An 11,704-nucleotide genomic window follows, 5' to 3' on the forward strand; every position below is an offset into this window, starting at 1 on the left:
CCGCGGCCGGCGATCGGCCCGGACCGGCCGACCTGCGGCGGCCGCCCGCGCTCGACCGGGCCGGGCTGACCGGCGAGGGCGTCGTCGTCGGCGTGGTCGACTGGGGCCTGGACGTGGACCACCCGGCGTTCTGCGACGCCGCCGGCCGCACCCGGGTGCTCGCCCTCTGGGACCAGCGCGACGCCGCCGGCCCGGGCCCGGCGCCGTACGGCTACGGCCGCGTGCACGACCGCGCGGCCATCGACGCGGCGCTGCGCACCGACGACCCGTACCGCGCCCTCGACTACCACCCGGCCGACGCCGACCGCGGCGGCGGCTCGCACGGCAGCCACGTCGCCGCGATCGCCGCCGGCAGCGCCGACCCGCCAGGCGTGGCGCCGGCCGCGACGCTGGTGTTCGTGCACCTGGCCGACCGGGGGACCGGCGGGACGGCGACGCTCGGCGACTCCGTGCGGCTGCTCGAGGCGGTCGACTTCGTCCGCCGCACGGCGGCCGGGCGGCCGTGGGTCGTCAACCTCAGCGTCGGCCGGCACGGCGGGCCGCACGACGGCCGGACGCTGCTCGAGCTTGCCTTGGACGAGTTGCTGGCGGCGGCGCCCGGCCGGCTGGTGGTGCAGAGCGCCGGCAACTACTACCGCGCCCGCGCGCACGCGGCGGGGACCGTGGCGCCTGGCACGACCCGGACGCTGACGTTCCGCGTCCAGCCCGGCGACCCGAGCCCCAACGAGCTGGAGATCTGGTACGACGGCGCCGACCGGTTCGACGTCCGACTGACGCCGCCGGGCCGCGGTCCCGGTCCTTGGGTACGGCTGGCCGAGCAGGCCGACATCGTCGTCGACGGCGTCATCGCCGGGCGGCTGTACCACCGGGCCCACGACCCCAACAACCACGACCACCACGTCGACGCGTTCCTCGACCCCGCGGCGCCGGCCGGGGCCTGGACGGTGAGCCTGCGCGCGGCCCGCGTCGTCGGCGGGCGGTTCGACGCCTGGCTCGAGCGCGACGACCGCTGCGCGCGCTGCCAGGCCCGGTTCGTCCCGGCCGACGCCGAGCCGGCGGGCACCGTCGGCACCATCGCGACCGGCCGGCTGCCGCTGGTCGTCGGCGCCTACGACGCGCACGACCCGGCCGCTCCTCTGGCGCCGTTCAGCAGTGCCGGCCCGACGCGTGACGGCCGTGGCAAGCCGGACCTGCTGGCCTCCGGCGTGGCCGTGCTGTCGGCCCGCTCCGCCCCGTCCGGCAGCCGTCGCAGCCCCGGCAGCTGGACCCGCAAGTCGGGCACCAGCATGGCCGCGCCGCACGTCACGGGCGCCGCGGCGCTGTGCCTGCAGGCGACGGCCGGTCGGCTGGGCGCGGTGGAGCTGCGCCGCCTGGTGCTCGGGTCGGTCGCCCCGCGCGCCTCGCCCGGTCCCCGCGCGGGCGCCGGGTACCTCGACCTCGCCCGGCTGGCCGCCACCCTGTCCACCGTCCGCGTCCGTCCCGAGGAGACCGTCATGGCCGCCGACCGTTCCGTCACCCCGTCGCTGGCGTTCCGCGAGCTGCTGTACCGGCCCGGCGGTGAGCTGGCGACCTGGGTGGACCAGCACTTCGACGTCCTCGGCCGTCCCGGCGAGCCGGTGGCGACCCGCGCGGACCGCGGCGACCTGCTCGTCGACGTCCCGCTCGGGCAGTCCGGCGCGGGCACGGTGACGACGCTGCCGCACCACTACGCCGCGCCCCGGCAGCTGGGGCCGGGCCAGCTGCTGCTGCACCCGCGCACCCCGGAGGACGCCGAGCTGCTGGAGCTCGAGCCGTCCGACGCCGAGTGGGCCGAGCCGGCCGAGGCCGGGCCGGCCGAGGCCGGGCCGGTGGAGGACGAGGAGTCGGTGCCGCAGCACGTGCTATCGGCCCGGGCACGGTGGCCGAAGCTCTTCCCCGGCCTGTCGAAGGTCGTCATCCGCGACCTCGCGGGCTGCGCGCCGTCGCAGCTGGTCGCCGACAGCGACTTCACCGCGTGGACGAACTCGCCGACGGCCGTCTACGTGGCGCCGGACGCCGACACGTCGCCCGCGGTGCTGGACGCCGTCCTGTACCACGAGGCCGTGCACGTCCGGCAGTTCGCGGCCGCCGGAGGGAAGCCGCCGGCCGACCACGCCACGATGGTCCGCTACGAGATCGAGGCGTACAACGCCTCCGCGGCCTGGGTCGACGCGCGGCCGGGCAAGGAGAACGACGCGATCGCCCGGGGCATGCGCGAGACCGCGGCGATGCTGCGCGACGAGGCCGTCCGGACGACGAGGGCGACCAAGGACCGCGCCGAGCGCAACCGCCGTTACCAGCGCTTCCTGGTGGAGAAGAAGCTGCTGCCCGAGCACTCGACGATCGGCGAGCTCTACGCCCTGACGCCGGGCCGCATGTCCTGCACGCCGGGTTCGGGCGAGGCCGTCGTGGACGACGCCGACGAGGCGGCGATGGCGTTGCTGGCGGAGGGCTACCCGACGCCTCCGGGCGAGGACGGCGCCGTCGCCGGCGGATGGTCCGACGCGGAGGGCGGCGGCGCCGAGCTGGCCGAGTTCAGCGGGCCGGAGCACCGCGACATCGCCGACGGCGCCGCCGGCAAGGAGCTGAGCGGCCTGAACTACGGCGACCCGCCGAAGCGGCTGACGTTCGGCGAGGTGACGGCGCTGGCCGGCGACTACTTCGCGACGTATGAGGAGATGCGCGAGCTGTCGGCGACGGCGCGGGGGCGGGTCCAGCTGGCGTACGCCCGCTGGCACTGCCTGTCGCTGGACCGTCAGGGCGTCCCGGCCCCGGCCGCCGACGCGGCGACCGTCAAGGACGTCACCGACCGGTACCTGCTGCTCGCGTCGCAGAACATCTCCCACTTCTCCGCCGGCGGCACCGCCTGGCAGGCCTACACCAGCTGGCACGCGAAGGCGCTGGTGGACGCGCTGGACGCGGGCCGGCTTTCCGACGCCGCACGGTGGGAGCGGGCGATGACGAAGGAGGCGTTCGGGCTGCACTTCCTGACCGACTCGTTCTCCGCCGGGCACGTCCGCACGCCCCGCGCGGAGATCCGCGACTGGTACCGTCAGCGCTACCCCGACAGCGGCGACCGGATCCTGCAGTACCTCGCCCGGTTCCTGTTCGACCGGCTCGACGAGCGGCAGCAGATGCCGCAACTGGCGTGGTGGTTCGGCTGGGTGACGCGCGGCGTCATGGTCGACCGGATCCGCACGCTCGGCGGCGAGGCGGTCGCGAACATCACCCTCGGCGACATCGTCAGTCTCGCCCTGCACGACTGGGACAACCGCGGGCTCGACGTCGTCACCGACGTCGACGCCGACGGCCGCTCCGTCGCGGGCGGTCACCGCTGGCGTGCCGTCGGCGACGGTCACCTGGGCGCCAACCGGTTCGGCATCGACACCCGCCGGATGGCCGTCGTCGCCGTCATCGCGTCGCTGCGCGACCTCGAGCGGGTCCGCGGCGCCGGCGTGAAGCTCGGCTCCGCGGAGGTGTCGCTGTCGCAGCGCTCCAGCGCGGTGCGGGAGGCCCTGGGCTCGACGGTGTTCGCGGCGCGCGGCTTCGTCCCGCGCGAGGACACCGGCCGTACGACGGCGGTCGCGCTGCGCACGGCGGACGGGAGCCGCGCGCCGATGGAGTGGCGATGGGGACAGCTCGGCCCGGTGGCCCATCAGGCGATCGACGGCACCATCCGCAAGCGCCTGGCCGACGAACTGCGCGTCTTCGCCGAGCAGGTCCCCGACCCCGTCGACGGGCCGGCCGGGTTGCGCATCCACGGCATCCGCGGCGCGTACCGGCTGTTCATCCGGCATCTGCGCGACGACGGCATCGCGGTCCTCGAACGTGCCGTCGGCCGCAACGCCCGCTGACCCCCCGCGTTGATCTTGGACTTCTTCGGCAATTGCCGCCCGAAATGCCCGATAGATGGCCGAACAACTCCAAGATCAACGAGGGGAGGGGATGGTGCCGAAGACCGGCCGGCCGGGCGCGACGTCCTCGTCGTCGGGTACGCCGATGTTCTGGCAGGCGGTCAGCAGCCAGCGACCCTCCTCCTTCGCCATGATCCACAGCGGTGAACCGACGTCGATGCCGTCGGGCGTGCGGTAGACCTGGCGCAGCTTCACGGCGGCGACGTCGGGGCGGATGAACACCACGTGCTCCAGCTCGAACCGCACCGACATCCCGCGCATGCCGCCGGGGAGGACCTGGCGGGTGAACTCGGTGATCTCGTCGAGTCCGTAGAGGCGCTTTCCGCCGCCTGTGGTCCAGATGGCGTCGGGGCGGAAGAGCGCCAGGAACACGTCGGGCAGCTCGTTGTTCTGCGCGTGCTCGACGGTGTCGATGACGCGGCGGATCGCGTCCAGCTCGGCCTCGGCGGCCACGGCGTCGATGTCTGTCGTCATGTCCGCAGCCTGCTACCTCAACCGCGATTGAGGTCAAGGCGGTGAGAGCGGCATCACCCGGTTCGGGTGGGGCCGGGCGGCGCCGCTCGGGCGACCATCCGTAGGGGGTGGTCCTATGAGCGAGGTGGCGTTGCCGATCATGTCGAGCGAGCGGCTGGGGGAGCTGCTCACGCTCGTCAGGGGTGCCGACACGGTCGAGCTGAAGTTGAGTGTGCCGGACGGCGACCAGAGGTCGGCGGTCGCGGCGCTGGGCATGGATCCGCTGGACGCACAGATCCGGCAGGTCGTCTTCTTCGACACGCCGGACCTGGCGCTGGACAGCCGGGGCGTGGTGATCAGGGCACGACGGGTGCAGCGCCGGCCGGGTGACGCCGTCGTCAAGCTGCGGCCCGTGATCCCCGACGAGCTGCCGCCGTCGCTGCGCAGGTCGCCGGACTTCGGGGTCGAGGTCGACGCCATGCCGGGCGGCTCGTTCGTCGCCTCCGGGACGATGAAGGCGCCGGCCGACAACGCGCACGTCACCGATGTGCTGGCCGGTCGCCGGCCGATCCGCAAGCTGTTCACCAAGCAGCAGCGCGAGCTGTTCGCCGCCTACGGTCCTGACGGCGTCGACCTCGACGAGCTGCGGCCGCTCGGCCCGATCACCATCCTGAAGCTCAAGTTCTCGCCGGGCGAGTTCGGCCGCCGCCTGGTGGCCGAGCTCTGGTTCTACCCGGACGGCAGCCGCATCCTCGAGCTGTCGACCAAGTGCCTGCCCGCCGAGGCGCTGAACGTCGCGGCCGAGTCGCGGGTGTTCCTCGGTGCGCGCGGCATCGATGTCGGCGGCGTCCAGCAGACGAAGACCCGGACCGCGTTGACCTACTTCTCCCGGCAGCTCACGGGTGCGCGCTCGGCTCCTCGTCGGAGCCGGTCATGACGGCGGCCGCGGCCTCCGCGCTGACGGCGTGCCGGGCGATGCTCCGGTAGCCTTCGAGCCCGGCCCGCAGTCGTTCGATCACGCGGTCCTCGGCGACGGCGATGATGGCCGACGTACCCGGCTCGAGGCTGTCGCCGATAGCGCGCAGGTCCTCGTCCCTGACGCCCTTGTCGCGCACCGTGCCCCAGATGCCGCCGCCGGCCGCGCCGACCGCCGCCGACACCAGCAGGCCGGGCGGGAAGATCAACCCGACGAGTCCACCGGCGACGGCTCCGCGCTTGGCCCAAGTCCGGCCACCGGGGTCGGCGGTCTCCTGGAACGCGACCTTGCCGTCCGCGCGGCGGACCACGACGACGGCATCGACCAGCTCGATCGTCCCCTGACGATCCATGGTGCGGAAGTCCTCGAGGGCCTCGCCGGCCTCGTCCTCCGTGCCGAACACCGCGACGAAGACCTGCACTGTGCTGTCGCTCATGATGCTGTCCCCTGCGTACTCGTCCGATCGCATGACTGCGCGTCGTCGAAGGCCTGCCGGAGCGTGTCGTCGGCAGCCGCCAGATAGCCAGCCACGGTCTCGCCGAGCGTGCTCAGCGCCTGGCCGGTGTGCGTGAGCGCGGTCTGTGCCTCGGACAGCGCGCCGGTGACCTCCTCGCCGGTCGCAGCACCGCCCAGCTCCTGCAGCGCCTGCCCGACGGCGTCCAGCCCGGCCCTGACGTCGGCCGCGTCGTCGCCGAGCTCCTGCTGGGCGTCCTCGACCGGCTCGTCGGCGCCCTCAGGTGCGTCGGCGATGGCGTCGACGAGGTCCTGCGCACTGGCCCGCACGGCGTCGACCCGGTCCTCGACCTCGGTCCGGAGCCCTTCCAGCGACTCCCGCGACAGGGAGTCGACGTCCAGACCCGCGCTCAGTCCACGCAGGTCCGCGGCCAGCTCGGTCCAGGCCGAGCAGACGCCGTCGGCCCACTGTTCCTCCTCGGACGCCTCCTCGCTGCAGCCGGCCACCAGCAGCACCGACACCACCAGCGCCGCGGTGCCCGGCCACCGCATCCCGCTCACCCGGCCAGCAATCGCGCCTTGGCCGCGGCGAACTCCTCCTCGGTGAGGACGCCCTGTGCCTTGAGGTCGGCGAGCCGCGCCAACTGGTCGGTCAGTGAGTCCTCCTCGGCAGCGGCCGGAGCGGCCGGCGGCGGCTGGGGCGCGTAGGCGGGCGGCGGCTGGGCGGCGTAGGCGGCCCGCGCCTGCTGGTCGTACTCCTGCTGCTGCCAGCGCTCGGCCTGCCGGCGCGACACGCGGTTCGACACCGCGGTGGCGGTGCCGGCGACCACCGCCGTCCGGGCCATGCCCCGAAGCAGTCCCATCGCGGGCCACCCCCTCAGCCGATGTCGAGGCCGCGCAGTGCCCGGCTCGCCGTCTCGGCCGGGACGCGCGCCTGGTCGGCGACCTCGCCGCCGGCGTTGCGGACGGCGTTGACGAACGGGATCGCCCAGGTGTTCTCGACGACGAGCACCGCCACGGAGTTGCCGGGCGGCAGGCCGGCGGCGACCTCGTCGACGTCCTCGGCGTCCAGGACGCCACCGCCGAGCTGGCCGTCGAGGTCGGCGAAGGCCGGCTTCAGGTCCGGCCCGAGCCCGGCCAGCTCGATCGAGCCGACGGTGCCGGCGTCGTCCTTGTACACGAACAGCAGGTCGACGATCCGGACCAGCCCGTTGACGACGAGCTCGCGCATCGCCGGCAGGATCTCGCCCTTGAACTGATTGCCCGGGAACCTCAGCATGAGGATGTCGACCGGTCCCACGTCCACGGTGTCCATGCGGCCCAGCCTTCGCCGGCGGACGGCCGGCTGCCTCACCCGTCCCGGGTGAGGGGCCACTCAGACGGCGGGTCCCGGGCGACGACGCGGTCCCGACCGCACCGCGGACCTCGCCACCGAGGAGACCAGCGACCAGATCGCGATCCCGAGCACGAGGTCGAGGGCGGCCGTCGCGACCTTGGCGTCGAGATCTGCGCCGGACGTGAACGGCGCCACCACGCCGATCAGCGTCGCCAGTGCGACCACCCAGCCGAAGAACCGCAACGGTTGCGGCGTCGTCAGGAGCAGGACATGCACCAGGGCGGTCGCCAGCAGCGCGGCCAGAGCCGCACCCGCCGCGTACCAGCCGGTGCTGGCATCGCCCCACGCGCCATCACCCTCCGGCGCCAGGATCGGGATGCCGAACACACCGCGGACCAGCGCGATCCCGACGACTGCGATGAGCGCGGCGATGACGGCGGTCGCGGCGCCGCCGGCCCACAGCCGTGCGGCGTCGACGGCGGGAGGTCCGGACCGGGCGGCGGGATCGGTGGTCATCGGTGCGGCCTCCTCGGGCGTCAGTCGGGCAGCTTGCGCATCTCCACGACCGTCAGCCCCAGGGCGTCCAGCCGCTCCAGCACGCCCCGCAGTGCGGCCCGGTCGCGCACCGGCCCGAAGATCGACGAGCCGCCGGCCGGGCCGTCGGCGATGTCGAAATCGGGGAACGCCGCCCGGACGGTGTCGGAGACCCTGCCGGTGACGAGGAACTCGTAGCGCATGTCGGTGCGCCCCCAGGCTTCGGAGCGGAACACAGTCCACCATCGCCATCCCGGCGGCCGGAACGGCTCACCCGCAGCGGGTGAGGGGTGCTCGGTCGCGGCGAAGTGACCTGAGGTCAAGAGCTCCAAGCGGGGTCGAGACCGACAATTCGCCGCTAGTGTGATGATCGTGGTCGTAGCTGCCCCCCGCGCGGGGCGTGCGAGGATCCTGGAACAGAAGCTGCGGGTTCCTCGGATGCCGGCCAGCGTGGTACCCCGTACCCGGTTGCTCCGCGGCCTCGAGGCCGCGGAGGCGGAGGGGCGCGTGCTCGCCCTGGTCTCAGCGCCGGCCGGCGCGGGGAAGACCATACTCCTGACGCAGTGGTGGCAGCGCCTGCGGCTGGCCGGCGTGCCGGTCGCCTGGCTGGCTCTCGACGAGCACGACGACGACCCGTACGTCCTCTGGTCGGGCCTGCTGCGCGCGTGCGGCCGAGCGGTGCGCGGCGTCGACGCCGCCGCCGAGGTGCGGCTGGCCGCGCTGACCCCGCCCGCCGATCCGGGCAACCGCGGCTTCCTGACCGCCTTCGCCGAGGCCGTCGACGCCATACGGGAACCCTTGTGGCTGTTGCTCGACGACGTGCACGTCGTGGCGTCGCCGCGCGGGCTGGCCGGCCTCGCCGGGCTGATCCGGTACCGGCCGGCCGGGCTGCGCCTGGTGCTCGGCAGCCGGTTCGACCCGCCGCTGCCGGTCGCCCGTATGGTGCTCGACGGCCAGGCGGCGGAGGTGCGCGCCGCCGACCTGGCGTTCGACCACGATGAGGCCGATCAGCTGCTGCGGCGCCGGCACCTGGAGCTGGACGAGGCCGACCTCGCCCTGCTGCTGCAGCGGACGGAGGGCTGGGCGGCCGGTCTCAGCCTCGCCGCGCTCTCGCTGACCTCGCAGGATGACGTCACGAAGTACATCGCCGGCTTCGCCGGCGACGAGCGGCCGCTGGCCGACTACCTCGTCGCCGAGGTCCTGGGCGCGCTCTCCGCCGACACCGTCGACCTGCTGCTGGCCACCGCCGTGGCCGAGACGCTCACCGCCGATCTCGCGAGCCGGCTGTCCGGCCGGCCCGACGCCGGCGCCGTCCTGGCCCGGCTGGCCCGCGACAACGCGCTGGTGGCGCGGGTGGGCCGGGCTCCCACGTCATACCGCGTCCACGGCCTGCTGCGCAGCTTCCTCCTCGCGGAAGGCACCCGGCGCGACGTCGAGGCGCAGCGGCAGCACCACGTGGAGGCGTCGCGGTGGTTCGCCGACCACGGGATGCCGGGGCCCGCGCTCGACCACGCCGCCGAGGGCGGCGACTGGCCGCGCACCGCCGAGCTGGTCGACCGGTACGGCCTGCGGCTGCTGCTCTCCGGCGACGCCGCCCGGCTGGCGGAGACGATCCGTCAGCTGCCCGACGACCTGGTCACCGACCCGGTGACCGCGCTGATCGCGGCGCTGGCGGCGTTGCACGACGGCGCGCTGGCAGCTGCCCGCCGGCACATCGACCTCGTCGGCCGCGATCCCTCACGGCACCGCTCTGCCCGGTTGCGGCTGCTGCACACCACCGCGCTGATGTACGAGGGCCGGCTGCGCGGCGACCGCGGGCCGGAGCTGCTCGAGCTGATCGAGCTCAGCGATGAGCAGGTGCCCGGAGAGCCGGACCTGCGGCTGCTCGCAGCAGTGAACCGGGGAATCCTCCGGATCTGGTTCCGCGAGTACGAGGCGGCCGAGGAGGATCTGCGCGAGGCGCTGCGGATGGCGCGCCGCGACGGCCGCGACGCACTGGCGCTGGAATGTCTGTCCTACCTCGCCGTCAGCGGCGCCGCGCGATGCGATGCCGACGCCGTCAGCCGCCGGACCACCGAGGCGATCGACTTCGCCGGCCGGCGCGGCTGGGCGTCCACCGGCCGCATGACGCCGGTGTACCTGCTGGCGGCCGGGGCGGCGTTCGGACGACTCGACCACGAGGAGACCGGCCGCTACCTGTCGCTCGTCGGGGCCATCGACGGCGATCTCGAGCCGGAGGTGGAGCTGTCCGCCCGGCTGCTGCGCGCCGGCCTTCGAGCCGCGGAGACACCGAACCGGCACGAGGCGGCCCGGGTGCTGCGGCGCGCCTGGCCCCACGACGAGGGCGCGGTGCCGCCGGTGACGGCCAGCTTCTTCTGCCTCACCGAGCTGCAGCTGGCCCTCGCCGCCGGTGACCGTCCAGGCGCCGCGGAGGTGCTCGGCCGAGCCGAGCGGCTGCTGGCTGAGTCCGGCGACCTGCTCGTGCTACGAGCGGTGGCACACGCCCACGACGGCCGCAAGGCGGCGGCGCGGGCGGCGCTGCAGCCGGTCCTCGCGGGCACGACGGCCTGCCACCTGGTCAGCGCCGAGATCACCGGCTGGCTGCTGTCGTCGCACTTCGCGGCGGAGCTGGACGAGCCGGCGCGGGCACACGACGCGCTGCTGCACGCGCTGGACCTCGCCGAGCCGCGGCGGATGTACCGGGAGTTCGCTGCCGCGTCCGGGCGGGTCCGGTCGTTGCTGGTCCACGGCGAAGGCCGGTTCGGCAGGCACGAGAAGTTCGTCCGCTCGGTGGTCGGGCTGCTGGGTGACGACGACGGCGACTCGCGGACGGCGATGGTGTCCGGTGAGGCTCTGACGGCGCGGGAGCTGGAGTTGCTGCGCGACCTGCCGTCGCTGTTGTCGCTGGACGAGATCGCCGAGGCGCACGTGCTGAGCGTGAACACCGTCAAGACGCATCTCAAGGCGATCTACCGCAAGTTCGACGTCGGCAGCAGGAGGGAGGCGGTCGACCGAGCACGTGACCTGGGGTTGCTGTAGCCGCCTCACCCCCGGCGGGTGAGGCGGTGACGATCATCGGTGTGCAGGCTGGTGGGCGGACTGGGGGAGCGGGGTGGCGTATGGCAGGGCGCAGACGGGGGCTGCGATGAGGTTCCGGCCGGTCGAGGTGTTGATCCTGACCTTTCCCGGCGAGCGGGTCGATCCACTCGCGGTGGAGGCGCTACGCGGCGTCGTCGAGATGGGCGACGTCACGCTGCTGGACATCGTGTTCGCGGCCCGTGAGCCGAACGGCGACCTACGTGTCGTCGAGTTCGACGACGGCGCCGAGACGTTCGGCTTCGGCGAGGTGGAGATCGCCGAGGGCGAGCTGATCAACGACGAGGACATCGCCGTGGTCGCCGACGCGCTGGCGCCGGGGCACGCGGCCGTGCTGATCGCGTACGAGAACACCTGGGTCCGCCGCGTCTCGGAGGCGATCCGCGACGCCCGCGGCCAGGTCGCTCTGCACGTGCTGATTCCGACGGAAGCAGCCGACGACGCGTTGAGGGGGAGCTCATGACCGGACGGTTCGACCGGCCCGGACTGCTGGCGACGGTGACCGGCGCGGCGGTCCTCGACGGGACACCGCAGGTGATCAGGAACGTGGTGACTCATGCCACCGTCCGGCGGGCGGTTCCGGCCGCCAGGCGACACCGTATGGCGGCGCTCGCCCAGGGAGCGTCGAGCGAGGCTCCCGCGGGCGCGACCGAGCCGGCGCCGGAGAACAGCGCCGCCAGATCCCTGGTGGCGGCCTGGGCCGGCGGGGACTGAGCGGCGGCCACCACGGCACCGCGGGGGGAGAGTGAGGACGATGGCCGACGAACCGCGGACCACTCCGGTGGCCGGGCCGCTCACCGGCGACGAGCGCGCTGAGCTGGAACGGCTGCGGATCGAGGTCGTCGAGCTACGGGCCGGAGAAGCCCGCCCCGGCATGCGGGCCGGGGCGGCCCCGGGGAGGGAAGCGGCCGGCCCGCCGCCGGG

12 protein-coding genes are annotated in these 11,704 nt (G+C 74.2%); 5 read left to right on the plus strand and 7 right to left on the minus strand.

Annotation, left to right across the window (positions count from 1 at the left end; all coding sequences use genetic code 11):
- The coding region (locus tag DY240_RS14715; RefSeq protein WP_119660609.1) for a S8 family serine peptidase at positions 1–3,872 on the plus strand (3,872 nt) is incomplete at its 5' end.
- Between the two features lie 75 nt (positions 3,873–3,947).
- On the opposite strand, the gene DY240_RS14720 is transcribed toward DY240_RS14715, so the two are convergent.
- Positions 3,948–4,406 carry an SgcJ/EcaC family oxidoreductase gene (locus tag DY240_RS14720; RefSeq protein WP_119660610.1) on the minus strand — a complete coding sequence of 153 codons (459 nt, stop codon included), beginning with the start codon at positions 4,404–4,406 and terminating at the stop codon, positions 3,948–3,950.
- A 115-nt stretch (positions 4,407–4,521) separates the two neighbouring features.
- On the opposite strand from DY240_RS14720, the gene DY240_RS14725 reads away from it, so the two are divergent.
- Positions 4,522–5,322 (plus strand): CYTH domain-containing protein, encoded by an 801-nt coding sequence (locus tag DY240_RS14725; protein ID WP_119660611.1) that lies wholly within the window; start codon positions 4,522–4,524, stop codon positions 5,320–5,322.
- On the opposite strand, the gene DY240_RS14730 is transcribed toward DY240_RS14725, so the two are convergent.
- From DY240_RS14730 to DY240_RS14755, 6 genes are read right to left on the minus strand one after another with little or no spacing between them, the layout of a single operon-like run.
- The gene (locus tag DY240_RS14730; protein WP_158602855.1) at positions 5,282–5,797 is read right to left on the minus strand and encodes a DUF1269 domain-containing protein; all 516 of its coding nucleotides are present in this window, start codon (positions 5,795–5,797) and stop codon (positions 5,282–5,284) included. The genes DY240_RS14725 and DY240_RS14730 overlap by 41 nt on opposite strands.
- Positions 5,794–6,375 (minus strand): hypothetical protein, encoded by a 582-nt coding sequence (locus DY240_RS14735; protein ID WP_119660613.1) that lies wholly within the window; start codon positions 6,373–6,375, stop codon positions 5,794–5,796. Before DY240_RS14735 ends, DY240_RS14730 begins: the two co-directional genes overlap by 4 nt.
- Positions 6,372–6,677, minus strand: a complete 306-nt coding sequence (locus DY240_RS14740; protein ID WP_119660614.1) for an SHOCT domain-containing protein — start codon at positions 6,675–6,677, stop codon at positions 6,372–6,374. The genes DY240_RS14735 and DY240_RS14740 overlap by 4 nt, the downstream gene beginning before the upstream one ends.
- A 14-nt stretch (positions 6,678–6,691) precedes the next feature.
- Entirely contained in the window at positions 6,692–7,129 is a 438-nt protein-coding gene (locus tag DY240_RS14745) for a DUF6325 family protein (RefSeq protein WP_119660615.1), read from the minus strand.
- 60 nt (positions 7,130–7,189) lie between these two features.
- Positions 7,190–7,666 carry a DUF6069 family protein gene (locus DY240_RS14750; RefSeq protein WP_119660616.1) on the minus strand — a complete coding sequence of 159 codons (477 nt, stop codon included), beginning with the start codon at positions 7,664–7,666 and terminating at the stop codon, positions 7,190–7,192.
- Positions 7,667–7,686: 20 nt separating this feature from the next.
- Positions 7,687–7,920 carry a hypothetical protein gene (locus DY240_RS14755; RefSeq protein ID WP_199701530.1) on the minus strand — a complete coding sequence of 78 codons (234 nt, stop codon included), beginning with the start codon at positions 7,918–7,920 and terminating at the stop codon, positions 7,687–7,689.
- Positions 7,921–8,191: 271 nt separating this feature from the next.
- Between DY240_RS14755 and DY240_RS14760 the strand changes: the two genes are divergently transcribed.
- The 3 genes from DY240_RS14760 to DY240_RS14770 all read left to right on the plus strand — a co-directional run bounded on the left by DY240_RS14760 (position 8,192) and on the right by DY240_RS14770 (position 11,494).
- Complete coding sequence (locus DY240_RS14760; protein WP_147375331.1) at positions 8,192–10,723, plus strand: LuxR C-terminal-related transcriptional regulator; 2,532 nt, start codon at positions 8,192–8,194, stop codon at positions 10,721–10,723.
- Positions 10,724–10,829: 106 nt separating this feature from the next.
- On the plus strand, positions 10,830–11,243 hold the full coding sequence (locus DY240_RS14765) for a DUF6325 family protein (protein WP_119660618.1): 414 nt from the start codon (positions 10,830–10,832) through the stop codon (positions 11,241–11,243).
- A complete protein-coding gene (locus tag DY240_RS14770) occupies positions 11,240–11,494 on the plus strand; it encodes a hypothetical protein (RefSeq protein WP_119660619.1) in 255 nt (84 codons plus the stop codon). The genes DY240_RS14765 and DY240_RS14770 overlap by 4 nt, the downstream gene beginning before the upstream one ends.
- Positions 11,495–11,704: the final 210 nt, after the last annotated feature.

This window comes from Jiangella rhizosphaerae (genome assembly GCF_003579925.1).
GTDB lineage: Bacteria > Actinomycetota > Actinomycetes > Jiangellales > Jiangellaceae > Jiangella > Jiangella rhizosphaerae.